The 24,356-nt window shown below is 35.5% G+C and carries 22 protein-coding genes and 1 tRNA gene; 19 read left to right on the top strand and 4 right to left on the bottom strand.

Annotated elements, in window-relative coordinates; translation table 11 throughout:
- Positions 1-148: 148 nt before the first annotated feature.
- The 3 genes from ES676_RS01960 to ES676_RS01950 all read left to right on the top strand — a co-directional run bounded on the left by ES676_RS01960 (position 149) and on the right by ES676_RS01950 (position 2,150).
- The gene (locus ES676_RS01960) at positions 149-886 is read left to right on the top strand and encodes a hypothetical protein (protein ID WP_148368362.1); all 738 of its coding nucleotides are present in this window, start codon (positions 149-151) and stop codon (positions 884-886) included.
- Between the two features lie 125 nt (positions 887-1,011).
- Positions 1,012-1,093 (top strand) — tRNA-Tyr (locus tag ES676_RS01955).
- 394 nt (positions 1,094-1,487) lie between these two features.
- Positions 1,488-2,150, top strand: a complete 663-nt coding sequence (locus tag ES676_RS01950; RefSeq protein ID WP_148368361.1) for a hypothetical protein — start codon at positions 1,488-1,490, stop codon at positions 2,148-2,150.
- A 178-nt stretch (positions 2,151-2,328) separates the two neighbouring features.
- On the opposite strand, the gene metK is transcribed toward ES676_RS01950, so the two are convergent.
- Positions 2,329-3,618, bottom strand: a complete 1,290-nt coding sequence (gene metK, locus ES676_RS01945; protein WP_148368360.1) for a methionine adenosyltransferase — start codon at positions 3,616-3,618, stop codon at positions 2,329-2,331.
- A 332-nt stretch (positions 3,619-3,950) separates the two neighbouring features.
- Between metK and ES676_RS01940 the strand changes: the two genes are divergently transcribed.
- The 3 genes from ES676_RS01940 to ES676_RS01930 all read left to right on the top strand — a co-directional run bounded on the left by ES676_RS01940 (position 3,951) and on the right by ES676_RS01930 (position 8,611).
- Positions 3,951-6,530: a phosphoenolpyruvate carboxylase gene (locus ES676_RS01940; RefSeq protein WP_148368359.1), complete on the top strand. Its 2,580-nt coding sequence runs from the start codon at positions 3,951-3,953 to the stop codon at positions 6,528-6,530.
- 237 nt (positions 6,531-6,767) lie between these two features.
- Positions 6,768-7,862 (top strand): acyloxyacyl hydrolase, encoded by a 1,095-nt coding sequence (locus ES676_RS01935; RefSeq protein WP_148368358.1) that lies wholly within the window; start codon positions 6,768-6,770, stop codon positions 7,860-7,862.
- A 5-nt stretch (positions 7,863-7,867) separates the two neighbouring features.
- Positions 7,868-8,611 (top strand): head GIN domain-containing protein, encoded by a 744-nt coding sequence (locus tag ES676_RS01930; protein WP_148368357.1) that lies wholly within the window; start codon positions 7,868-7,870, stop codon positions 8,609-8,611.
- Between the two features lie 15 nt (positions 8,612-8,626).
- Here ES676_RS01930 and gldA read toward each other — a convergent pair whose 3' ends face one another.
- Positions 8,627-9,520, bottom strand: a complete 894-nt coding sequence (gldA, locus tag ES676_RS01925; RefSeq protein ID WP_148368356.1) for a gliding motility-associated ABC transporter ATP-binding subunit GldA — start codon at positions 9,518-9,520, stop codon at positions 8,627-8,629.
- Positions 9,521-9,963: 443 nt separating this feature from the next.
- Between gldA and ES676_RS01920 the strand changes: the two genes are divergently transcribed.
- The 10 genes from ES676_RS01920 to rlmN all read left to right on the top strand — a co-directional run bounded on the left by ES676_RS01920 (position 9,964) and on the right by rlmN (position 19,430).
- Positions 9,964-10,791 (top strand): prephenate dehydratase, encoded by an 828-nt coding sequence (locus ES676_RS01920; protein WP_148368355.1) that lies wholly within the window; start codon positions 9,964-9,966, stop codon positions 10,789-10,791.
- Positions 10,791-11,930, top strand: a complete 1,140-nt coding sequence (locus ES676_RS01915; RefSeq protein ID WP_148368354.1) for a pyridoxal phosphate-dependent aminotransferase — start codon at positions 10,791-10,793, stop codon at positions 11,928-11,930. The genes ES676_RS01920 and ES676_RS01915 overlap by 1 nt, the downstream gene beginning before the upstream one ends.
- A complete protein-coding gene (locus ES676_RS01910; RefSeq protein WP_394348786.1) occupies positions 11,927-12,781 on the top strand; it encodes a prephenate dehydrogenase in 855 nt (284 codons plus the stop codon). Before ES676_RS01915 ends, ES676_RS01910 begins: the two co-directional genes overlap by 4 nt.
- Positions 12,782-12,805: 24 nt before the next feature.
- Positions 12,806-13,888 (top strand): bifunctional 3-deoxy-7-phosphoheptulonate synthase/chorismate mutase type II, encoded by a 1,083-nt coding sequence (locus tag ES676_RS01905; RefSeq protein ID WP_148368353.1) that lies wholly within the window; start codon positions 12,806-12,808, stop codon positions 13,886-13,888.
- A gap of 67 nt (positions 13,889-13,955) precedes the next feature.
- Complete coding sequence (gene rsgA / locus ES676_RS01900) at positions 13,956-14,909, top strand: ribosome small subunit-dependent GTPase A (protein ID WP_148368352.1); 954 nt, start codon at positions 13,956-13,958, stop codon at positions 14,907-14,909.
- 34 nt (positions 14,910-14,943) lie between these two features.
- Positions 14,944-15,396, top strand: a complete 453-nt coding sequence (gene dtd / locus ES676_RS01895; RefSeq protein WP_148368351.1) for a D-aminoacyl-tRNA deacylase — start codon at positions 14,944-14,946, stop codon at positions 15,394-15,396.
- 125 nt (positions 15,397-15,521) lie between these two features.
- The gene (locus ES676_RS01890) at positions 15,522-15,848 is read left to right on the top strand and encodes a nucleotide pyrophosphohydrolase (protein WP_148368350.1); all 327 of its coding nucleotides are present in this window, start codon (positions 15,522-15,524) and stop codon (positions 15,846-15,848) included.
- Positions 15,849-15,907: 59 nt separating this feature from the next.
- Positions 15,908-17,134, top strand: a complete 1,227-nt coding sequence (locus tag ES676_RS01885; RefSeq protein WP_148368349.1) for a 3-phosphoshikimate 1-carboxyvinyltransferase — start codon at positions 15,908-15,910, stop codon at positions 17,132-17,134.
- 78 nt (positions 17,135-17,212) lie between these two features.
- Positions 17,213-18,262, top strand: coding sequence for a tRNA preQ1(34) S-adenosylmethionine ribosyltransferase-isomerase QueA (gene queA, locus ES676_RS01880; RefSeq protein ID WP_148368348.1), 1,050 nt, complete (start codon positions 17,213-17,215; stop codon positions 18,260-18,262).
- 127 nt (positions 18,263-18,389) lie between these two features.
- On the top strand, positions 18,390-19,430 hold the full coding sequence (rlmN, locus tag ES676_RS01875) for a 23S rRNA (adenine(2503)-C(2))-methyltransferase RlmN (RefSeq protein WP_148368347.1): 1,041 nt from the start codon (positions 18,390-18,392) through the stop codon (positions 19,428-19,430).
- A gap of 78 nt (positions 19,431-19,508) precedes the next feature.
- On the opposite strand, the gene ES676_RS01870 is transcribed toward rlmN, so the two are convergent.
- Together ES676_RS01870 and ES676_RS01865 are read right to left on the bottom strand one after the other, a co-directional pair.
- Positions 19,509-20,729, bottom strand: coding sequence for a T9SS type A sorting domain-containing protein (locus ES676_RS01870; protein WP_148368346.1), 1,221 nt, complete (start codon positions 20,727-20,729; stop codon positions 19,509-19,511).
- A 155-nt stretch (positions 20,730-20,884) separates the two neighbouring features.
- Positions 20,885-21,730, bottom strand: coding sequence for a T9SS type A sorting domain-containing protein (locus tag ES676_RS01865; protein WP_148368345.1), 846 nt, complete (start codon positions 21,728-21,730; stop codon positions 20,885-20,887).
- 177 nt (positions 21,731-21,907) lie between these two features.
- Here ES676_RS01865 and ES676_RS01860 point away from each other — a divergent pair, with 177 nt between their 5' ends.
- From ES676_RS01860 to ES676_RS01850, 3 genes are all read left to right on the top strand, one after another.
- On the top strand, positions 21,908-22,885 hold the full coding sequence (locus ES676_RS01860) for a polyprenyl synthetase family protein (protein WP_148368540.1): 978 nt from the start codon (positions 21,908-21,910) through the stop codon (positions 22,883-22,885).
- Between the two features lie 120 nt (positions 22,886-23,005).
- A complete protein-coding gene (locus ES676_RS01855) occupies positions 23,006-23,569 on the top strand; it encodes an RNA polymerase sigma factor (RefSeq protein ID WP_148368344.1) in 564 nt (187 codons plus the stop codon).
- Entirely contained in the window at positions 23,556-24,305 is a 750-nt protein-coding gene (locus tag ES676_RS01850; RefSeq protein WP_148368343.1) for a hypothetical protein, read from the top strand. Before ES676_RS01855 ends, ES676_RS01850 begins: the two co-directional genes overlap by 14 nt.
- The last annotated feature ends 51 nt before the right edge of the window (positions 24,306-24,356 follow it).

Here is a 24,356-nt window from a genome sequence, read left to right as displayed (position 1 = left end):
AACCGCTAACACAGTAGAAAGGGATACACAATAGAATACAAGTGCTAATTGTATTTTCCAATGTATTTTCCAAGTAAAAAATAAATGATCAATAAAATGAAAAAAAGAGTAGCTTCGCACACTTGTTAAACAATTAAAAATCAATATAATGAATTTAAAAAATTACATAGTAGCAGCATTTATAACGCTGTTTTGTGCAGTAAATCTTAACGCACAGAAAAAAAAGGTAGCCGTAGTTGGGTTTTACTCAGATAAAATAATTGGCTTTTCAGAATTAAATGGCGTGGGAGAAGCATTATTAACCGAAGTGCTTAAGTTAAGGGATAATCCAGATTTCGATTTAACGCCAATGCTAAATAATTACCACGATGCGTTTTTTAATGACTACGCTAAGGACTTTCCATTCGATTTAGTTCCAGAAAAGGAAGTGTTAGCAAACGAAGTATACCAAGCATTCGTACCAAAATACGAACTGGACGACGAAGCTTTAAAACGTTATGTTTTTATAGACGGTTACAAGCATATTTACGAAGGAGCATTAGGTAAAGTAAATGAAGAAGCTGTAGCGAAAATGTTTAGCGATATCGCCGATGGTGTGCTATTTGTAGAAGTGCATTTCGATTTAACTAAAGGTTTCGGAATTGGCTCTACAGCAACTGTAAAAATGAAAGCATTCACCAGAATTTCTCTTTACGATAAAACAGGAAAAAAAGTATTCGTTATTAACGAATCTGCACAGTCGAAAAAGACTTCGGTAATGGTAGGCGGTATTCCGGTAATGAAAACAACAAAGATATTACCAATGTGCGAAAGTGCTTTAGAGCGATTAATGAAGGATTTAGACAAAAGACTTCCTAAAATTATTAAAAAAGCAGATAAATTATAAAAATCTAAACTTCTGGTTTTAAACCCTTCAATAGTATTGGAGGGTTTTTTATTTTATTTCACGTAAAAAAAACACGAAAAGTCTTTGAGTATACGTAAAACTTAAATATATTTGCCATCGGTTTTGGGGAGATACTCAAGCGGCCAACGAGGGCAGACTGTAAATCTGCTGACTACGTCTTCGCAGGTTCGAATCCTGCTCTCCCCACATTAATTAAAAGTCTGTAAGCAATTACAGACTTTTTTTATGCGCTAAATTTGGCTTTTAATAGCGTATAGAAATATATTAATTTTTGTACTACAATTTTTTGTATTAAGCCCTAAGTGTTGGTTTACCTTAATAAAGGTAAACTACTACAACCTAAAAAGCTTTGTAATGCCTCGTTATACATATCTACACTAAATAAGTTTCGTTTGGTCGCAACTATTTAATTCTCCAAATACAAATATTTGTTACGCTTTTAAATTACCGATGTAGAGTGTATTATATATCGATTTTGAAAAATAATCACAAAAAATGATTTTTATAGGGTAACAATTTTGCATAGGGTGGTATCTAAACTCAAATACTAAATATTGTTTAACTTTTAATTTTAAAAATTATGAAAACATTTATGAAAACACTTGGGGTTTTAAGCGTATTATTTGCTTTTACAGCATTGACTTCTTGCGAACCAAAGAGTAAAGATTCGGAGCCCATTAAACAAGAAGAAATTAAGGAGCTATTTGCAATGCACACGGGACCCATTGTCTCTGTAGAATCTGCCAGAAATCCTGAAGCTCAAGTAACCAAAGGGGTAATTGTGGGGACTAAAGATGAAATGATTGCCTTTATTGATAAAATGACTGAAGCAAATGCCGATGTAGATGGTGATACTCCTCCTGGACCTCAAGGTATTTCTTTACAAGGTCACATTGGTTGGAAATATCATATTTACGGTCCAGAAATCCCTACAGGATGGGAAATCCAACAAGCATGTTTGGACCTATATTACCAGGAATATTTAGAGAAAAAATTTCAATATCAAGACTATGTAAACCAAGGTTGTAATACCTATACAGTTACATTTATGTGTCCTTTTAATAATGTTATATACTCCACTTATTCTATAGAGCCTACTGTAGATTGCTATCCTAATGATGAGCCTAGTACAAACGATGACTATTTTGTGTACAACAAATATAAACTTGTTAAATATCCTTTTGGTTTAGAAGACACTAGTGAGATGGTTGGAGAGTTTATTGAAGCATTGTCTGTGCAATAAGCTATAAGTTTTTAGAGCAAATAATTATTAGAAAATATAACGCATCTTATAGAGTCTTGGTTGTACTTATAGAGTTTAAAAATAACAACTGTATTAATCAAGAATAAACTTTAAGATACGGTAACAAAAAACCTCCATACTAATTAATATGGAGGTTTTAAATTTTTCTAACTGGTTTTTATAAACCGAATGCAGCTTTTACTGTATCTACATAGTCTAATTTTTCCCACGTAAATAATTCTACTTCTAGTTTTATTTCTTTTCCGTAAATATCTTCAAACGTTTTTGTAATTGTTTCATTTTTACGTCCCATATGTCCATAAGCGGCTGTTTCGCTGTATATAGGATTGCGAAGTTTTAAGCGTTTTTCTATTTCAGAAGGTCTCATATCAAAAATAGCAGCTACTTTCTTAGCGATCTCCCCGTCAGTCATATTAAACGGACACGTACCGTAAGTGTCTACAAAAATACCCATTGGTTCTACAACCCCAATCGCGTAGGATACTTGCACTAATACTTCATCGCAAACGCCTGCCGCTACTAAATTTTTAGCAATGTGTCGTGTTGCATAAGCGCCACTTCTATCTACTTTACTAGGGTCTTTTCCTGAAAAAGCGCCGCCACCGTGAGCCCCTTTTCCACCGTAAGTATCCACAATAATTTTACGACCTGTTAATCCGGTATCGCCATGGGGCCCACCAATAACAAATTTCCCTGTTGGATTAATGTGGTAGGTAATGGTATCGTTGAATAACGGTTTTAAATTTTCTGGTAATTTCGCAATTACTCGAGGGATTAAAATAGCAACAAGATCTTTTCTAATTTTAGCCAGCATTTCATTATCTGCAGCATCAACATCTTCTTTAGCTTTTGAAGCCGGTTTAACAAAATCGTCGTGCTGCGTAGAAATTACAATCGAATCAATACGTTGTGGTATATTATCGTCGCTATATTCAATAGTTACTTGACTTTTAGAATCGGGTCTTAAATACGTAATATCCTTTTCTTCACGACGTAAAGCCGCAAGCTCAATTAGTATTTTGTGAGACAAATCTAAAGCCAAAGGCATATAGTTTTCGGTCTCCGTAGTTGCGTAACCAAACATCATTCCTTGGTCTCCAGCACCCTGTTCTTCTTTGTTTTCTTTATCTACGCCACGATTAATATCTTCACTTTGCTCGTGTATTGCAGATAATACACCACAAGAACTACCGTCGAACATATAAGCACCTTTCGTGTAGCCTATTTTATTTATGGTATCTCTTGCTATTTTTTGTACATCGAGGTAGGTGTTCGATTTCACCTCTCCCGCTAAAACAACTTGACCTGTCGTAACTAGCGTTTCGCAAGCCACCTTAGAATTCTTGTCGAAAGCCAAAAAATTATCTATTAATGCATCACTAATTTGATCTGCTACTTTGTCTGGGTGTCCTTCAGAAACACTTTCCGAAGTAAATAAATATGCCATTTTTCTATTATTTTTTGTCAGAAGATTTGACGAAAACGTCTAAGGAAGCTTACACTGCCTTTAGCATTTTTTTAAGAGGTTGCAATCAGTCAAATCCTTCCTCGTTTCATTTAACACCTCAAAAGTACAAAATTTAAATAATTCAAGTCTAAACTTGGCGTTAAAAAGTCGTTAACACTTTAAATGGGTGTAGAATACAGCGTTTTATTTCAGATTAGGTGTTCAGTAGTTCAATTACTATCATAATTATATTTTTGTGAATTGCAAAGTATTACCGCGTTTTTAGGTGCTTATTCACTAACTTTAAATAAACTCTTTAAAAAAATCTATCGATGTCTGTTCAGCCTAAATTAACGCGATTCAATCAAAATGTACTTTCTAAATATCAAATTTATAATAGCATATTTATGACCTTACCTTTTGATGCGGTGACTAAAACGGGTGTTTTATTGCCGTTGTTTTATGATACGTGTAAAAGGGGTTTTGAAAAAGGCGATAATCCTACAACGATTGTGGAAACCTTCTTTTCAAACTATCAAGGAAAACGCAATACCACAAGTCAGGTGAATTTGTTATTTCGTTTTATTCAATATATAGAACGTCAGGTGGTGTTGTTTGATGCGATTGAAGATGCCGCGTTTCCGGTAGTTAATAATATGGATGGCATTGGAACGCTTCGCAGTTTGAAAGAAACGGCTGCTGCAGAAAAGAAATTAGACAAACTACAGGCGTATTTGGAGGATTTTAAAGTGCGAATAGTACTTACCGCACACCCCACGCAATTTTATCCGGGGGCGGTTTTAGGAATTATTACCGATTTAACGGCTGCGATAAAAGAGAATAACTTGTTGCGTATTCAAGAATTATTAGCGCAATTGGGTAAAACACCCTTTTTTAAACACGAAAAACCGTCGCCTTACGATGAGGCCGTGAGTTTAATTTGGTACCTCGAGAATGTGTTTTATTATTCCTTCGGATCGATTTACGATTATATTCAGCAAAATATTTTTGATGGCAAACACATTAATAATGACATTTTAAATATAGGATTCTGGCCGGGAGGTGACCGCGACGGAAATCCGTTTGTTACCCCAGAAATTACTTTAAAAGTAGCTACCCGACTTAAAGAAACTATTATTAGAAACTATTATAAAGACGTTCGTGCTTTAAAGCGGAAACTAACTTTTGATGGCGTCGAAGAACGTATTCAAAACTTAGAATCAGAATTGTATGGTATGATTTTAAATGAACCATCGGCGTTTACGTTAGCGTATTTTGTGTCAGAATTGCGAGCTATTAAATATAGTGTCGAAGAGACGCATCAAGGCTTGTATGTGTCTGACATTACCAGCTTATTAAATAAAATTCATCTTTTCGGATTTCATTTTTCGAGTTTAGATATCCGTCAGGACAGTCGCGCTCACGATAACGTATTTACCGAAATGGTAACAGTATTAATAGAAAGTGGAAGTTCTATTTTTCCTAAGAATTACTTGTCATTATCAGAGAAAGAGCAAGTCAATATCTTATCGAAAGTTAAAGGTAAAATAGAGGTATCGCTTATTAAAGATGAAGACACGTTAAAAACGTTACGTACCATTCAAGTTATAAAAACGATTCAAGATAATAACGGGGAACGTGCTGCAAATCGTTATATCATTAGTAATAATCAAACGGCTTTAAACGTTATGCAAGTGTTTGCAATGCTAAAATTAGTGGCGTTTCAAGAGTCGTTAACGGTAGATATTGGGCCGCTTTTCGAAACCATTACCGATTTAGAAAAGGCGCATTTAGTTATGGAAGAGTTATATATAAATCCAGAATACCGTGCGCATTTAGAGCAGCGCGACAATAAACAAACCATTATGTTGGGCTTTAGCGACGGCACAAAAGATGGTGGTTATTTAATGGCAAATTGGGCGATTTATAAAGCTAAAGAACGTTTAACAGCAATTTCTCGAGCACACAATATTACTGTTATATTTTTTGATGGTCGTGGCGGACCACCAGCGCGTGGCGGTGGGAAAACACATAATTTTTATGCTTCTTTAGGCCCCAAGATCGAAGATAAAGAAGTGCAATTAACCATTCAAGGACAAACGATAAGCTCGAACTTTGGAACGTTAGATTCTTCGCAATACAACTTAGAACAGCTAATAAGTTCTGGGGTTTACAACAGGTTAAGTGATACTGATTTAAGTATGACGCAAGATAATATTGCCGTTATGGATAAATTATCAAAACTGAGTTATGAAGCCTATGTAAATTTTAAGAATCATCCTAAATTCATTCCTTATTTAGAGCATATGAGCACTTTAAAATATTATGCTAAAACAAATATTGGAAGCCGGCCATCGAAACGCGGAAAGAGTGAACGTTTAATTTTTGAGGATTTAAGAGCGATCCCTTTTGTGGGGTCTTGGAGTCAATTAAAGCAAAATGTGCCTGGCTTTTTTGGTGTCGGCACCGCTTTAAAATGTTATGTTGATGCCGGAGAATTTGAGAAGGTAAAACAATTATATAAAACCTCTAATTTCTTTAGAACGCTGATAGAAAATAGTATGATGTCGTTGTCAAAATCATTTTTCGATTTAACTAAATATATGTCTGAAGACCCAGATTACGGTCCTTTTTGGTCCATTATTTATGAAGAATATAAAATATCAAAAGCACTAATTTTAAAACTTACCGACTTCACAGAGTTGATGCAAGAAGAACCCATTGGAAAAGCGTCAATAAATATTCGTGAATCTATTGTGTTGCCGCTATTAACCATTCAGCAATACGCTTTAAAAAAGATTCAAGAATTGGAAAAAGCGGAGGTTAGAGATGAAGACCAAATTCAAGTTTTTGAAAAAATTGTGATGCGATCGCTCTTCGGAAATATTAATGCAAGTCGAAATTCAGCTTAAAAACAGCAAAGCGGATAGAAAACACTAATTAAACTTGTAAACGAATAAAAAATAGTTAAAATTCAATATTCTTAAACAACTAAATATTTCTTCACAAAAAATGCGTTTTTTGTGTAAATGTGGTGGGTATTCCGGTGCATTATTATTGCTTTTTGGGGAAGAGTGATAATATAATAGCGAATGCTTCTCAACTATTTTAATAAATCGATTACTTTTGCAGGCTAATTGAAATAAAAGATGAGGTATTTTATAAGTGTTTTTTTAGTACTGCATTGTTTTTATGGTTTTTCTCAAGTAGATAAAAACCCGTTTACTATAGATGCGAACGCGTTTTATGGTACTATTTTAGAACATAATTCAGACATTGCTCATTTAATCACCGATCATCCTACGGGACTAATTTTAAGTTATAACCAGAAAACATTTGGGCAAAATGCCTGGGAAAGCCGTTATAATTATCCAGATTATGGGGTGTCTTTAGCGTATCAAGATTTAAAGAATGAGTTTTTAGGTGCGGCTTATGGATTGTATGCACATTTTAATTTTTACTTTTTAAAACGTAATTTAAAGTTTAGAATAGCTCAAGGTGTGGCGTATGCCACCAATCCTTACGACAAAGAAACGAACTATCGCAACAGTGCGTATGGCTCCGATTTATTGAGTTCGACGTATATTATGCTCAATTACGATAAACAAAATATTTTTAACGGATTAGGGGTGCAAGCCGGTATTTCTATTATTCATTATTCGAATGCAAATTTTAAAGCACCCAATAATTCTACCAATTCGTTTGTGTTTACGGTGGGAGCAAATTATATGATTGGTTACGATAAGCAGCCGGAATATATCGCCTCTACCGAAGACAAGAAATTCACGGAGAAAATACGGTATAACATAGCTTTTAGAGCGGGAATTAATGAGAGTGATGTCAATAATATGGGGCAGTACCCTTTTTATGTAGTCTCTGCGTATGCCGATAAACGTATTAATCGAAAATCGGCATTTCACGCCGGAACCGATATTTTCTTTTCTACCTTCCTAAAAGAATTAATCACTTATTACGCAATCGCATTTCCAGAAGATAATGTTTCTGGCGATGAAGATTATAAACGTGTGGGTGTTTTTGTAGGACACGAGCTCTTTATTAACAAACTATCGGTTATTACACAATTAGGTTATTATGTGTATTACCCTTACGATTTTGAGGGGCGTGTCTATAACAGATTAGGTTTAAAGCGGTATTTCGGTGATAAAATGTATGCCGCAATCACTTTGAAATCTCACGGAGCAAAAGCAGAAGGAGTTGAATTTGGAATAGGAATAAGATTATAAAAGCAATGAGGAAAATAGCAGTTATACTATCGTTAATTTTTTTGGTGAGTTGTAATGGAGACAACGCGCCAGACTGTTTTCAGAATTCTGGTGACCTTATAGAACAATCCTTTATCGTTGAAGATTTTTCTGAAATAACAGTTTTTGAGCGTATTGAAATGGTTGTAAAAGAGGCTCCAGAATATTCGGTTACTGTGCAAACGGGTGAGTATTTAATGAGTGATATCGAGGTGAAAGTCGAAAACGGAAGACTCTTATTAAGAAATAACAACGCTTGTAATTTAACCCGCGATTACGGTATTACAAAAATAACCGTTACAGCACCAAATCTTACCGAAATAAGAAGCAGTACAGGGTTACCAGTGCGCAGTGACGGCGTTTTAAATTACGATACTTTAAAATTGATTTCTGAAAATTATAGAGAGGAATACCACACTAGCGGTATTTTTGAATTAGAAGTAAATACCACACAATTATCGCTTACAATGAATGGGTTGTCTAGTGCTTTTATAAGCGGCACATCGACTAGTTTAAATATTAATTATGCTTCGGGAGATTCTCGATTTGAAGGGCGGTTTCTAGTCGCAGAAAATGTAACAATCTACCACCGCGGTACAAATGATATTACAGTGAATCCGCGGCAATCGCTTACCGCTAATTTAGTCAGTACGGGGGATGTGATTTCTGTAAACACGCCAACTACACTCGATATTAATGAGCAATATACTGGGCGCGTTATTTTTGAGTAAAAAAGAATAGACGATTTAGCTTGTCAATTCTCTGAATAAGGTTTCCAGACTGGTGTTTTTCTGATTTAACTGAAGTATTTTTAAGGCGTTATCGTGTGCAAAATCAAAAACCTGAGAGCGCATATCGTCTGGGGTCGAAAAGGTGATTTCATAAATAAAATCGAAGGTGTTAACCACCGTTTTTACATTTGGTAATCGCTGTAAGAATGCCGTTTCAATGCGGTAATCAAACTCTACAACAACCACTTGTTCCTGCTCATCGCGTAAGTCTTTAATTTTTTTATCGGCAACGATTTCACCTTTATTAATAATGATTACACGATCGCACATCGCTTCAACTTCTTGCATTATATGGGTTGATAAAAAAACTGTTTTTTCTTGACCAATACTGCGTATTAACTTTCTTACCTCTACCAATTGGTTAGGATCTAATCCAGTAGTGGGTTCATCTAAGATTAAAACATCAGGGTTGTGTAATAGTGCATTGGCTAAACCAACACGTTGTCTGAAACCTTTCGAGAGTTCTCCGATTTTTTTATGCGATTCTGCCGTCAATCCTGTTAACGTAATAACGTCTTCAATGCGGGTTTTAGTAACTTTATAAATAGATGCGTTAAACTCTAAATATTCTCTTACATATTGTTCTAAATATAATGGGTTGTGCTCTGGTAAATAGCCAACACTCTGCTGTACTTTTTTAGGGTGTAGCGCAACAGAATACCCGTTAACCTCGGCTTTGCCCTCTGTAGGACTTAAAAAAGTGGTTAAAATTTTCATCATTGTCGATTTTCCTGCGCCATTAGGTCCTAGAAATCCAACAATTTCAGGCTTGTTTACAGAAAAAGAAACGTTGTTTAGTGCCTTTTGACTGCCGTAAACCTTTGTGATATTTTCAACTTTTATTGACATACTTAAAATCTTTGCTTCAAAAATAAACATTAAAAATTTTAATTCGGCGATTCGTTTAAAATCTTTAAAACTTCAAGTTTCAAGTGGTGTTGCATTATGATTTTTCATATTATTTATAGAGATTAGTAAAATAGTTTTATTTTATTTTTAGTGTAAGATATTGTTTATTAGCGGTTTAGTTGTTTTTTTAGTTGAGAGGGTTTCATAATAATTAGGACAGTACTAATTTATTATATACTTTTGACAACTAATTAGAGGCTATGTAATAGCACGAATTAAAAATGAAAACAACACAAAACACATATTTTAGCTGGTATTACTTCTTTAACCTAAAGAACGAGACGCGCTATATGTAATTTTGAAACCTCATAATAGTTATACACTAGTCTCGATCTTTATCGGGACTTTTTTTTGCTCAAAACTGAACTAAATATTAATTTATAATGCACAAAACTGTAGCCATACAAGGAATAAAAGGATCGTTTCATCATATTGTATCACAGCAGTATTTTAAAAATGAGGTAGACGTTATTGAATGCCTATCGTTTCAAGATACTGTTTCTGCGTTACTAAATGAGCAGGCCGATGTTATAGTAATGGCGATAGAAAACTCTATTGCGGGTTCTATTATTCCTAATTACGCATTAATTGATGCTAATAATTTGCAAGTGGTGGGAGAGTATTATTTAGATGTTCAGCACCATTTAATGGCGTTGCCAAATCAAAGTATTCCCGATATAATGGAAGTGCATTCGCACCCTATGGCACTATTACAGTGTGCTGTGTTTTTTAAAGACTATCCGCATATTAAATTAGTAGAAGCCAAAGATACTGCTGATGTTGCAAAACATATTCAAGTAAATAAAAGCATCGGAATAGCTGCCATTGCTAGCGATTTGGCAGCAGAAACTTTTAGCTTAAACATTTTAAATAGAAGTATTCAAACCATAAAACATAACGAAACACGCTTTGTTATTGTGCAACGATATTCCGTAGAAATTAACAAAGAGAGTATTAATAAAGCATCGATTAAATTCGAACTAGAACACAAACGCGGCAGTTTGGCAACGGTATTAAATGTGCTGAGTGATTGTAAATTAAACGTGACTAAAATACAATCTCTACCCATAATTGAAACTCCTTGGAAATACGCCTTTTTTGTCGATGTTACCTTCGCAGAATATAAAGACTTTGAAAAAGCAAATACAATTTTAGAACTAATGACAACGCACATAAAAGTGCTTGGTGCTTACAAAAACGCAAAAAAATAATGGAGGTAGCAAACAGATTAAATACGATTGAAGAATACTACTTCTCGACTAAATTAAAAGAGGTGAGAGCGTTACAAGCTAGCGGAAAACCGATTATAAATTTAGGTATTGGTAGTCCCGATTTAGAACCGCCAAAAGAAGTGGTTTCGGCATTGGTAAGTAGTTTATACGATAAAACGGCAAACACATATCAAAGCTATCAAGGATTGCCAGAATTGCGTAATGGGATACGCGATTTTTATCACAATCATTTTAAGGTGTCTGTAAACCCTGAAACTGAAGTCCTACCATTAATGGGGAGTAAAGAGGGGGTTTTACATATTTCTTTGGCGTTTTTAAATAAAGGAGATGCGGTGTTAATTCCAAATCCTGGCTACCCAACTTATTTTAGTGTAACTAAACTAGTAGAAGCTGAAGCTGTTTTTTATGAACTTGAGGCTGCTAATAATTGGTTCCCAGATCTAGAAGCGCTTGAGGAAAGAGATTTATCGAAAGTAAAATTAATGTGGGTGAATTACCCCAATATGCCAACGGGCGCGAGAGCCTCGAAACAGCAATTAAAAGCGTTAGTAGCTTTTGCTAAAAAGCACAATATTTTGCTGGTTAACGATAATCCTTATAGTTTAATATTGAACGATGAACCTTTAAGCTTATTGGCGGTAGACGGTGCAAAAAACGTGTGCTTGGAATTGAATTCTCTAAGTAAGACTTTTAATTTAGCAGGTTGGCGTGTCGGTATGGTTTTAGGCGCGGAAGAGCATATCAACGCCATTTTAAACGTAAAAAGCAATATGGATTCTGGAATGTTTTACGGTATTCAAAAAGGTGCGATTAAAGCGTTAGAAGTTCAAGACGACTGGTTCGCGACTCTAAATACCGAATATGAAAAACGTCGTGAAGCCGTTTGGGAGTTGGCAGAACGTTTAGGCTGTACCTTTAATAAAAAAGCATCAGGTCTTTTCGTTTGGGCGAAATTACCAGAAGGATTAGATTCGGAGTCATTTATCAATGAGTTATTAATAAAGAAAGATGTTTTTATTGCTCCCGGGTTTATTTTCGGAAGTCAGGGTGATGGCTACATTCGGTTGTCTCTTTGTGCGCCGTTAGAAGATATTCAAACTGCAATTCAGCGTTTATGATACAGACCGTTTATATTATTGGAGTAGGGTTAATTGGCGGCAGCCTAGCGATAGACATTAAAAAGCAGCGTCCCGATATTATTATTTATGGTATCGATAATAACGCACACCATATTAATGAAGCCTTAGAACGTGGTATTATAGATAAAAAAGCATCGATAGAAGCTATTGAAAAGGCCGATTTAGTCATTTTGGCAACACCGGTAGATACTGCTGTTATGCTCTTACCGATGTTATTGGATCGTATTTCGGACTTCGGATTAATTGTTGATGTTGGTTCCACAAAATCAAGTATTTGTAAAATAGTCGCATCACATTCTAAGCGAAGAAATTTTCTAGCGATACACCCTATTGCGGGCACCGAATTTTCGGGACCAAAAGCGGCTGTGCCTAATTTGTTTCATCAAAAAACAACTATTATTTGCGAAATCGAAAAAACAGCGGCTACTCTTCAAGAGAAAGCTTTAAATTTATTTGCGACTATAGGAATGCGCGTGCGTTATATGCATCCCGAATCGCACGACAAGCACATTGCTTATATGTCTCATTTATCGCATATAAGTGCTTTTATGTTAGGGAAAACAGTCATTGAAAAGGAGAAAAACGAACGCGATATTTTTGATATGGCAGGCAGTGGTTTCGAGAGTACAGTACGATTGGCAAAAAGTTCTCCAGCAATGTGGACGCCTATTTTTAAACAGAATAAAGATAATGTTATAGACACATTACACGACTATATAAGTAATTTATCCCGTTTTAAATCGCTATTAGAGAATGACGATTTCGACGGCATTTATAAGGAAATGGACGAGACGAATTACATTAAAACTATTTTAAGCGGTATACAGTAAGGCTTAAGAATAAAAGAAAAGGATATGAAGAATAAAAAAGAAATGAGAACCTGGTTAGACGATTTAAACTTAGATCATCCTTTAGTAATCGCGGGACCATGTAGTGCAGAAACCGAAGAGCAGGTGTTAAAAATTGCTCACGAACTTAAAAATACAGATGTGAGTTATTTTAGAGCTGGAATCTGGAAACCGCGAACACGCCCAGGAATGTTTGAAGGGGTTGGTGCGTTAGGATTACAATGGTTGCAGAAAGTAAAAGCAGAAACCGGAATGAAAACCTGTACCGAAGTCGCTAATGCGGCCCACGTAAAATTGGCTGTCGAGCACGATGTCGATTTATTATGGATTGGTGCGCGCTCTACGGTGAGCCCTTTTATCATGCAAGAACTCGCCGATGCTTTAGCAGGAACAGATAAAATTGTATTAGTAAAAAATCCAGTAAATCCCGATTTAGCGCTTTGGTTAGGTGGTATTGAGCGATTGCACAATGCCGGAATAAAAAACTTAGGTGCTATTCACCGTGGGTTTTCAACTTACGAAAAAACAAAATATAGAAACATTCCAGAATGGCAATTGGCGATCGAATTTCAGAATAGATTTCCCGATTTACCTTTAATAAACGATCCTTCGCATATTACAGGAAATCGCGATATGGTTTTCGATGTTTGCCAAACGGCTTTAGATTTAAATTTCGATGGCTTAATGGTCGAAACACATTACGACCCGGATAATGCTTGGAGTGATGCCGCACAGCAAATCACACCCAAAGCTTTAGTACAAATGATGATAGATTTGAAGATTAGAAAAGAAAGCGATCCAGAAGCTAAATTTAATCACGATTTAAGTAATCTCCGTGCTAAAATTGATGTGGTAGATAATCAGATTATCGATTTGCTCGCCAAGCGTATGCAAGTCGCAGATGGTATTGGCGTTCTTAAAAAATCAAAAAATGTTGCTGTTTTACAAAGCAAGCGATGGAATGAGATTTTAGGGAAAATGGTGCTTCAAGGAGAAGATAAAGGGTTGAGTGAAGAATTTATTTTAAAGCTATTTAAAGCCATTCACCAAGAATCGATTAACCATCAAGAAAAAGTTATAAAGGGTTAAAACAAAAAAACCTTATAACTACAACCTTTTGTTGTAAAACAGCACAATAATTTTCATCTTTGTAATAATGACAGGACTCGTATATAAATCTACAGGAAGTTGGTACACCGTAAAAAACGAACTCGGTGTTACTTACGAATGCCGAATAAAAGGAAAATTTCGGTTACAAGGCATAAAAAGTACTAATCCCATTGCTGTTGGCGATTATGTAGATTTTGAGCTCGATACAAAAAGCGACCAGGAAACTGGCGTTATTTCTATTATTCACGACCGTTACAATTATATTGTGCGCAAATCGGTGAATTTATCTAAGCAAACCCATATTATTGCTTCTAATATCGATCAGGTGTTTTTATTGGTAACTATCGATAATCCGCCGACATTTACCAGTTTTATAGATCGTTTTTTGGTGACTGCCGAAGCGTATTCTATAAAAACAGTAATTCTGTTTAATAAGGTAGATACTTACGATGAAGAGACCTTTATGGAAGTGAAGTATTTGGCGCATATCTATCGTAAAATCGGGTATGAATGTATTGGTATTTCTGCTAAAACAGGAAAAAATATCGATCAAGTAAAAAGCTTAATGAAAGACAAAGTGAGTATGTTTACTGGGCATTCCGGTGTTGGTAAATCGACTTTAGTTAATGCTATCGAGCCTAATTTAGATTTAAAAACAAAAGCCATTTCAACACAACACAGCCAAGGGCAACATACCACGACATTTGCCGAAATGTTCGATCTTAGTTTTGGAGCCAAAATTATAGACACGCCAGGTATTAAAGGCTTCGGAATTGTAGATATGGAAAAAGAGGAAATAGGTGACTATTTTCCTGAGTTTTTTGCCTTAAAACAAGACTGTAAATTTAATAACTGCCTGCATATTGAAGAACCAAAATGTGCGGTTAAAGCCGCCTTAGATCGCGATGAAATAGCCGCTTCTCGTTATGCCAGTTATGTGCAAATGATTGAGGGCGACGATCAAAATTACAGAACAGATATTTGGGAAAAAGACCAGTAGAAGTAAACCGTGTGTAAAGTGCGGATAAAATAGAATGAGAGCAGTAATTCAGAAAGTGTCAGAAGCCAGTGTAACCATCAATAATTCGCAGGTGGCAGCCATTAAAACGGGGCTCTTAATATTGTTGGGTATCGAAGCTAGCGATGATCACACCGATAGTGAATGGCTGGCGAAAAAAATAGCAAATCTGCGTATTTTTGAAGACCAGAACGACGTAATGAATCACTCCTTATTGGCAATCGATGGCGAGGTAATTGTTGTGAGTCAGTTTACGCTTCTTGCTAGTACAAAAAAAGGAAATCGTCCCAGTTATATTAAAGCGGCACGACCAGAAATCGCTATTCCGTTGTACGAAAATTTCATAAAACAAATGGAAAACGTTATTAATAAACCAGTCCAAACGGGCGAATTTGGTGCCGATATGAAAGTGGGATTAATCAACGACGGCCCAGTCACCATACTTATAGATACAAAAAATAAAGACTAGATTTTTAGCGTTTTATACTAATAATTAGGAGCTAGAACCTGCTCTCGGCAGTCGCTTCCCAATAGCTATCGCCATAGGGAGAGCTTCAACAAAGCCTCCATCAGGGCTAAAACAAAATATGTATTATGGATATTAAAAATGCACAATTAGAAGTCGATAATTGGATTAAAAACCACGGCGTTCGTTACTTTAATGAATTAACCAATATGGCACAACTTACCGAAGAGGTAGGGGAAGTGGCGCGAATAATAGCCAGACGCTACGGCGAACAAAGCGAAAAAGAAAGTGATAAAAACAAAGATTTAGGCGAAGAACTAGCCGATGTTATGTTTGTCGTTTTGTGTTTAGCAAACCAAACCGGTATTAATTTACAAGACGCTTTCGATAAGAAATTAGATATTAAAACAGAACGCGATCACGATCGTCATCATAACAACGAGAAATTAAAATAGCCGTTTGCTCTTCTGTTTTTTTTAAAATAAAAAAGTTTGAAACGCTATCATAATAAAGTATGGATATTCATCTTAAAAAATCTGAATTAAAAAAAGAACCGTTAGCGGTTCAAATTACGGGCTCTAAAAGCGAAACCAATCGCTTATTGCTTCTGCAGGCTTTATATCCAGAATTGCACATCGAAAACCAATCCAATTCAGACGATTCTAGTGTAATGTTAAGCGCACTAACATCAAAAGATGCTGTTATCGATATTCATCACGCGGGGACGGCAATGCGTTTTCTTACGGCCTATTTTTCAACACTAAAAGAAAGAACAGTAACGCTAACCGGTTCGCAACGGATGACGGAGCGTCCCATTGCCATTTTAGTGAATGCTTTAACCGACTTGGGAGCGGATATTGAGTATATAACCGAAAACGGATTTCCGCCGTTACGTATTACTGGTAAAACGTTGCCTAATCATAAGGTTGCCTTACAAGCCAATGTGAGCAGTCAGTATATTTCGGCATTATTACTGATCGCGCCCACATTAAAAAACGGATTAGAATTAACTTTAAAGGGAACTATCACTTCGGTGCCTTATATAAAAATGACGCTACATCTATTAGAGCAAATAGGTGTTAAAACGCAATTTGAAAATCAAATAATTACGGTATATCCGCACTTAGGAACTGTAAAGAAACAAACTATTGTAGTAGAATCCGATTGGTCTTCGGCGTCTTATTTTTATAGTATCGTTGCGTTGAGTGAAATCGGGACACGTATTACGCTAAACTCCTATAAAAAAACAAGCTTGCAAGGCGATTCTGTGTTAGCACAATTGTACGACCAGTTTGGTGTGACTTCAGAGTTTAAAGATCATACATTAAATCTTACAAAAACAAGAGCGGTACAGAAAGATACTGTCATTGCTTTTAATTTAGTAAACGCTCCAGATATTGCGCAAACAATTGCAATAACGGCGTTGGGTTTAGGTTTACAGTGTGATTTATCTGGACTTCATACTTTAAAAATTAAAGAAACAGACCGTTTAGAGGCGCTTAAAGTTGAAATTGAAAAACTAGGTGGTAAAATTGATGTGACGGATTCACGTTTGCATTTGTCTAAAAATGAAAAACTTACGGGGGGTATTTCTATCGCAACATACAACGATCATAGAATGGCTATGGCTTTCGCGCCTTTGGCTTTAAAAATTTCAATACTAATTGAGGATGCTTCGGTGGTGTCTAAATCGTATCCTACATTTTGGGACGATCTAAAACGCATTGGATTTTCATTTTAATAAATAATAATCAGTCATTTACTTGACAACGGCTATCTTGAGATTGTATATTTGTAATCATAATATAAAACAAACTAAATGAAATTATCACATTTTGGCTTCGAATTACCGGAAGAGCTATTAGCAGAATACCCTTCTGAAAACAGAGATGAATCGCGTTTAATGGTTTTAAACCGAAAAGAGCAAACCATAGAACATAAGATGTTTAAGGACATCATAGATTATTTCGATGAAGAGGATGTAATGATACTTAATGATACAAAAGTATTTCCTGCACGTTTATTTGGTAACAAAGAGAAAACGGGAGCTAGAATTGAAGTGTTTTTATTAAGAGAATTAAACGAAGAACAACGCCTTTGGGATGTTTTAGTAGATCCAGCTCGTAAAATAAGAATTGGAAATAAATTATATTTTGGGGAAGACGAAAGTTTAGTCGCTGAGGTTATAGATAATACAACCTCTAGAGGTAGAACATTACGTTTTCTGTACGACGGATCGTATGAAGAATTTAGAAAAAAATTACACGAATTAGGAGAAACGCCACTTCCTAAATATATAAAGAGAGACGTAGAGCCGCAAGACGAAGAGCGCTACCAAACCATTTTCGCGAAAACGGAAGGTGCAGTAGCAGCGCCAACTGCTGGATTGCATTTTTCTAAACACTTATTAAAACGCTTAGAAATTAAAGGTGTAGATTTTGCTGAAGTAACTTTACACGTTGGTTTAGGTACCTTTAACCCTGTAGAGGTTGAGGATTTATCGAAACATAAAATGGACAGTGAAGAAGTATTTATTGGCCCTGAAACGGTAGAAAGAATAAACAGAGCTTTAAAAGAAAGAAAACGTATTTGTGCAGTGGGTACCACGGCAATGCGTGCTGTAGAAAGTGCGGTGTCTTCTAGTGCAACATTAAATGAAATTAACGGATGGACTAACAAATTTATTTTCCCTCCTTACGAGTTTAGTATTGCCAACTGTATGATTACAAATTTTCACACCCCAAAATCGACGCTATTAATGATGGCTTCAGCTTTTGGAGGTTACGATTTTGTAAAAAAAGCGTATGAGGAAGCTGTAAAAGAAAAATACAATTTTTATAGTTATGGAGATGCGATGTTAATCATCTAATGACTTCTAAATAAAAGACTAAAAGCCTCAATTGTTATCAGTTGAGGCTTTTTTTATACGTAAAACTATCATAAAAAATAATCAAAAATCGTTTAGCGCAAAACGATTCACTATTTTTGCAAAACTTATGGCAGAACAAAAAAAAGACATACGCGCATTAACGAAGGAACAACTTCGCGCATTCTTCGAAAAACAAGGCGATAAAGCCTTTAGAGGTAACCAAGTTTACGAATGGTTATGGGGTAAAGGTGCTCATAGTTTTGAGGATATGACCAACGTCTCTTTAGAAACCCGTGAGATGTTGGCTGAGAATTTTGTGATTAATCACATAAAAGTGGACACGATGCAGAGAAGTAGCGATGGGACTGTTAAAAATGCAGTACGCTTACACGATGACTTAGTTGTAGAATCTGTTTTAATACCCACCGAAAACCGAACAACGGCTTGTGTTTCTAGTCAAGTAGGGTGCAGTTTAGACTGTAAATTTTGTGCAACTTCGCGTTTAAAACGTATGCGAAATCTTAATTCAGACGAAATTTACGATCAGGTCATTGCTATCGACAACGAGAGTAGACTGTATTTTGATAGACCGTTAAGCAATATTGTGTTTATGGGAATGGGAGAGCCTTTAATGAACTATAACAATGTTATTAAGGCAATCGATAAAATCACCTCGCCAGAAGGTTTAGGAATGTCGCCTAAGCGCATTGTCGTGTCTACATCGGGAGTGCCTAAAATAATTAAGAAAATGGCAGACGATGCTGTTAAGTTTAATTTAGCCGTCTCTTTGCACTCTGCAATCGATGAGGTAAGAACAGAAATTATGCCGTTTAATGCGCATTTTCCGTTAGCCGATCTTAGAGAAGCCTTAGAATATTGGTATGCTAAAACCGAACGTAAAATTACTTACGAATATATAGTTTGGAAAGATATTAACGACAGTCAAAAAGACATCGATGCACTAGTTCAGTTTTGTAAATATGTACCCTGTAAAGTTAATATTATAGAGTATAACCCTATTGATGATGGCCAATTTCAGCAAGCCGATAATCAAGCAATAGAAGATTATATTTATCACTTAGAAAAAAATAGAATAGTTGTAAATGTGCGCAGAAGTCGCGGAAAGGACATCGATGCGGCTTGTGGTCAATTAGCAAATAAGAGTTAAATAACATGTTCTTTATAAATTAAAAAAGCGATCAATTGTAACACTGATCGCTTTTTTTGTGGTTTAAAAGTAAAGAAATTAATGCTTAATGATTTTTAAGACTTTAACTTTTCCGTCAATAAATACTTTAGTTAGAAGCACACCCTCTTGAAAACTAGATAGGTCAATGTATTCTGTTTTATTAGAGAGTGGTCGGTTTACTATTTCTTGTCCTAGAATATTATGAATTTGAATAGCAGTAAATCCAGAGTGAATTGTGGATTCCAACTTTAAAACATCTGTGTTTTTATCATAAAAATAAGAGAACCCATCTGAAGCAAATTCATCGACACTCAGTGTAGATGTGATATTAGAATCAAAAAGCAAAAGGAATCCGGTTCCACCAGCTCCAAAACTACGGTAAGCTATGTGATAGTCTCCAGTAGAAGTAGGTGTAAATTGATGCATCTCTTCGTAAGCTTGAGTTTCTAAATCGGCAAAAGCTGTAACATCAGGAATGTTAGCATTAGAGAACAAAGTTGCTACTTGGTTGGCTGTATAAGTTGGTCCGTCTATAATAAACGCTTCTAAGCTTCCTGAGCCTCCTGTAGTGTTAAAGCGGCTAACAACTTCGTAAGGAGTTCCAGCATCCAAAGTAAACGCCGGACTAATTAACCAATCGTTTTTAGTTGCGCCTGCAGCAGAGTTACCGTTTGTAGCAAACGTTTCTGGAGTTCCGTCTCCATCTAAATCTAAATCCTGTTGAGAGATCCAAGAGATGCCATCACCATCAACATCTTCTTTTTCATAACACACCATAAACGTATTATTATCATCAAAAGTTTCTGCATACGGTAAACTATAATTACAGCTTACGGCAGTTTCTGTTACTTGGAAATCAAATCCAGTAGCCTCCCATCTGTCGTCAAATACAATATAGTAAACCGAACCTGTAGTTATCTCAAACGTTAATTCTGACAGGTAATTTTGTCCTGCAAGATCAACATCGTCATTTCCTCCAATACATACTAAAGCTCCACAAGTCCCAGAATAAATATGTAGGTTTGTGTCTCCACCTGAATTAGCAGGAAGGTCTGAGGTTACCTTTAAAACCCCGTCTATAGTTGCTGTAAAAGCGAACCATTCCCCGGCTGTTGCTGCAGGTTCTCCATCACAAATGAGTGTGGGAGCTGTTCCGTCAATTGCCGTAATAGTAGTTGTACCTGCGGTTACTGCTTGCGCAGAGGCACAATCGTTTTGTGCATAGCTTATAAAGCTAAAAGCAAATGCACAAATAAAAAGTAAAGTAATTTTTTTCATAATGATGTATTTTTTAGAATTATCAAATTAAGATAATAAAAAAAACAATACGTTTTACATTTAATGTTTTGATTTCTAGTGGTTTGTTTTTTTTATTAAAAAAAAAGCCAGCACATTTAAATGTGCTGGCTTTACTTATAATATAGGTTTTTATTCTACTGCTTTAAAACTTTAATTGTTTTAGAAGTGTTACCAATAAAAACTTTAACTAAATAAACACCATCAGTTAAGCTACTCATGCTAATAGATTCTGTTTTGTTAGATAATTTTTTATTTACTACTTGCTGTCCTAAAATATTGTAAACTTCAATAGAAGAGAAAGCAGCGTTAGCTGAATCTAATGATAATTCTTTTGTGTTTTTATTATAGAAATGAGACATTTTTTCTAAATCGAATTCATTAACACTTAATAAAACAGTTGCGTTAATTACTGCATCATCAATAGAAATAAAATCCATATCAGTAACATTATGATGTCTAAATGTTACATAAACAACAGGCGCGCCAGAAAGTGCAGAAATGTCTACAGATTTTGGAGTTGGAGCTCCTGTGTCACCAGCATCACCTAACGTTTCAGATAATTCTACTGTATTTGGGTCTGTAGGAATTAAGTTAATATCATTGGTAGTACTAACGTAAACAGAATAATATTCTTGATCCCAAGAAGCTGCAGGAACTTGTGTAATATATTCTAGAGTAACAACACCTCCAGCAGTGGTTAAATCGATAGCACTAGTAGTTGCCCAGTTGTCTGGTGTCAAAGGTGAGCCTTGCCAAGAACGAGAAATTAAAGAAACTGGTGTTACAGGTACAGGAGGTGTACCTCCGTCAGTTACTTGGAATAAATCTCCCCAATTGTTTCCATCGCCATCTGCATCAACTAAAGTCCAATCAGAGATGTCCTCATCGTTAAAGTCGTCAGACCATATTGTGTTTTGTTGCGCTTTAGCTCCAAAAGATAGAACAAAAGCAAAAAGAAAGAGTAAAGTAATTTTTTTCATGATTTCTTGATTTTTAGATTAATAAGTTAAGATATAAAATTTTTGTGAACTATTCTATTTTTTTTAAATAAAGTAGTTTTTTGCCTACATGCTATTTTGCTTTTTTATAAAATATAGTGGTTTAGCTTCAATTTTAATTTCGTAATTTTGAAACCTACATATTATACCTTTAGACCGTTGAAAATCACCGAAAAAATAAAGCAACCCATAGCCTTCGAAATGGATATTTTCGAGCAGAAATTCAGGCTAGCAATGTCTTCAAAAGTAGCTTTATTAAATAGAATCACTCATTATATTGTGAATAGAAAGGGGAAGCAAATGCGACCTATGTTTGTTTTTTTAGTGGCTAAAATGGTGTCTAAAGGAGAGGTCAAAGACCGCACCTATCGTGGTGCTTCGGTAATAGAACTTATTCACACAGCAACTCTAGTGCACGATGATGTGGTAGACGAGAGTAATTACCGCCGTGGTTTTTTCTCTGTCAACGCGCTTTGGAAAAATAAAATCGCCGTGCTTATTGGAGATTTCTTGTTATCTAAAGGTTTATTATTGTCTATTGATAATAATGACTTCGATTTACTTAAAATTATATCGGTTGCTGTTCGAGAAATGAGCGAAGGTGAATTGCTTCAAATTGAAAAAGCAAGAAAGCTAGACATCACCGAGGCTATTTATTACGAGATTATCCGCCAAAAAACAGCGACTTTAATCGCCGCGTGTTGTAGTTTGGGTGCCGCTTCGGTAAAACCAGAGTCTACAGATGTTGAAACGATGCGTAGATTTGGAGAGCTTATTGGGATGGCATTTCAGATAAAAGATGATTTGTTCGATTATGGTTCTACAGCAATTGGTAAGCCAGTAGGGATTGATATTAAAGAACAGAAAATGACACTGCCTCTTATTTATGTGCTTAATACGTGTACTAAAAAAGAAAAAAAATGGCTAATCAACTCGATTAAAAATCATAATAAAGATAAAAAACGTGTTAACGAGGTTATCGATTTTGTGAAAGCTAATGGCGGTTTAGATTATGCTGTGGCTAAAATGAAAGCCTTCCAAGCCGAAGCACTTCAAATTCTTGAGAATTATCCAGATTCAGAATACAAAGAAGCACTAGAACTTATGGTGAACTACGTAATCGAACGAAAAAAATAACACTTCAATACGCTGTCAGTCTTATTATCAACTATTTTTATTAAAAATAATGGAATGTTCAGGCAACCTTTTGTCAATCATCTGCGTCTTTATAAATAGAAACGACTAACACCCTCCTACTTGAAAGTTATTCAACTTTATAAAAATGAAAATAAGCTGATTCGTCACGCTATTAAAAACAATAGGGAAGCACAAAATGCTTTGTATGCGCAGCACGCACCTAAAATGTTGAGTCTTTGTAGATACTATATTAAGGACCGTCACTATGCCGAAGATGTTATGCTGAATGGTTTTTTTAAAGTGTTCACGCATTTAAAAAGTTTTAAAAATGAAGGCAGTTTTGAAGGTTGGATACGACGAATAATAGTTCGCGAATGTATTTCATATTTAAGACAGAAAAAAAAGATAGTGTTTCTAGTAGATGATATAGCGGGCGCTTATGATTCCGAATACACCTACAGTACAGATTTAGATGTCGAGCATATCCAAGAGTTAATTGATGGTTTGCCGCAAGGGTATAAGATGGTCTTTGGGCTATACGCCATTGAAGGTTTTAAACATTATGAAATTGCGCAGCTTTTAAATATTACTGAAGGCACCTCGAAATCGCAACTGTTTAAAGCACGAAAACTACTGCAAAGTCAAATTAAAGCATTAAATATTACGAGCTATGGCACCACATAAAATAGATAATAAATTAAGCGGGGCGATTGAAAAGAGAACGATCGCGCCTTCTGAGCAGAGTTGGGAAAGACTCAATGAGCGATTAGATCAACAGCGTATAAAAAGCGCTAAAAAGCGGTATTATTTAATGGCTTTCGCTGCGACCTTTATTGGCGTTTTATTGTGTGTTACGCTCATTTTTAAGAATGAAGAGACTGAAATTATAGTTGATACTATTGAAACGTCTACAGAAAGTAAAACCGCTGAAAATAACGCAAATACTAATCATATTAAAAAAAAAGAACTTGAGCATAATGAGGTAGAAGAAAAGGCTAAAAAAACGGCGCAAAATGAAACGGCGAGAAATCGCGTCGCTGAACATTCAAAAAAAACGTCACATGCAGCACAATATAATTCAACTAAAAATCAAAAGGAAAGATCAGAAACGCTTCAAAAAAACACAGTTAAGAATACTATTGCGGTAGTCGAGATAAAACATTCAATACTAGAAAGTGATGTTGTAATTGCTAAAGAGAGCGGCCTGTTCTCACCTCAAGAAACAGAGAATTTACTTGCGGCAGCGCAGCAAAAATTAGCACTGCAACAAAAAAGTTATACACCGAAAATTCTAGATTATAACGGTTTGTTAAACGAAGTAGAGGACGACTTAGAAGAAACGCTTAGAGATAAAATGCTTAAAACAATAAAATCTAGTTATTACACGGTAAAAGGAGTGGTGGCCGAGCGCAACGAATAACAGGGTGTTACAGCTCAATACATTTTCATCAATACAATCAATCAATCAATC

The organism is Bizionia saleffrena (genome assembly GCF_008086175.1).
GTDB lineage: Bacteria > Bacteroidota > Bacteroidia > Flavobacteriales > Flavobacteriaceae > Bizionia > Bizionia saleffrena.
This window is presented reverse-complemented; position numbering and strand designations above follow the sequence as displayed.

Coding starts and splice junctions, on each gene's coding strand:
- ES676_RS01960 (WP_148368362.1), top strand. CDS start 149: ATGAATTTAAAAAATTACATAGTAGCAGCATTTATAACGCTGTTTTGT.
- ES676_RS01950 (WP_148368361.1), top strand. CDS start 1,488: ATGAAAACATTTATGAAAACACTTGGGGTTTTAAGCGTATTATTTGCT.
- metK (WP_148368360.1), bottom strand. CDS start 3,618: ATGGCATATTTATTTACTTCGGAAAGTGTTTCTGAAGGACACCCAGAC.
- ES676_RS01940 (WP_148368359.1), top strand. CDS start 3,951: ATGTCTGTTCAGCCTAAATTAACGCGATTCAATCAAAATGTACTTTCT.
- ES676_RS01935 (WP_148368358.1), top strand. CDS start 6,768: ATGAGGTATTTTATAAGTGTTTTTTTAGTACTGCATTGTTTTTATGGT.
- ES676_RS01930 (WP_148368357.1), top strand. CDS start 7,868: ATGAGGAAAATAGCAGTTATACTATCGTTAATTTTTTTGGTGAGTTGT.
- gldA (WP_148368356.1), bottom strand. CDS start 9,520: ATGTCAATAAAAGTTGAAAATATCACAAAGGTTTACGGCAGTCAAAAG.
- ES676_RS01920 (WP_148368355.1), top strand. CDS start 9,964: ATGCACAAAACTGTAGCCATACAAGGAATAAAAGGATCGTTTCATCAT.
- ES676_RS01915 (WP_148368354.1), top strand. CDS start 10,791: ATGGAGGTAGCAAACAGATTAAATACGATTGAAGAATACTACTTCTCG.
- ES676_RS01910 (WP_394348786.1), top strand. CDS start 11,927: ATGATACAGACCGTTTATATTATTGGAGTAGGGTTAATTGGCGGCAGC.
- ES676_RS01905 (WP_148368353.1), top strand. CDS start 12,806: ATGAAGAATAAAAAAGAAATGAGAACCTGGTTAGACGATTTAAACTTA.
- rsgA (WP_148368352.1), top strand. CDS start 13,956: ATGACAGGACTCGTATATAAATCTACAGGAAGTTGGTACACCGTAAAA.
- dtd (WP_148368351.1), top strand. CDS start 14,944: ATGAGAGCAGTAATTCAGAAAGTGTCAGAAGCCAGTGTAACCATCAAT.
- ES676_RS01890 (WP_148368350.1), top strand. CDS start 15,522: ATGGATATTAAAAATGCACAATTAGAAGTCGATAATTGGATTAAAAAC.
- ES676_RS01885 (WP_148368349.1), top strand. CDS start 15,908: ATGGATATTCATCTTAAAAAATCTGAATTAAAAAAAGAACCGTTAGCG.
- queA (WP_148368348.1), top strand. CDS start 17,213: ATGAAATTATCACATTTTGGCTTCGAATTACCGGAAGAGCTATTAGCA.
- rlmN (WP_148368347.1), top strand. CDS start 18,390: ATGGCAGAACAAAAAAAAGACATACGCGCATTAACGAAGGAACAACTT.
- ES676_RS01870 (WP_148368346.1), bottom strand. CDS start 20,729: ATGAAAAAAATTACTTTACTTTTTATTTGTGCATTTGCTTTTAGCTTT.
- ES676_RS01865 (WP_148368345.1), bottom strand. CDS start 21,730: ATGAAAAAAATTACTTTACTCTTTCTTTTTGCTTTTGTTCTATCTTTT.
- ES676_RS01850 (WP_148368343.1), top strand. CDS start 23,556: ATGGCACCACATAAAATAGATAATAAATTAAGCGGGGCGATTGAAAAG.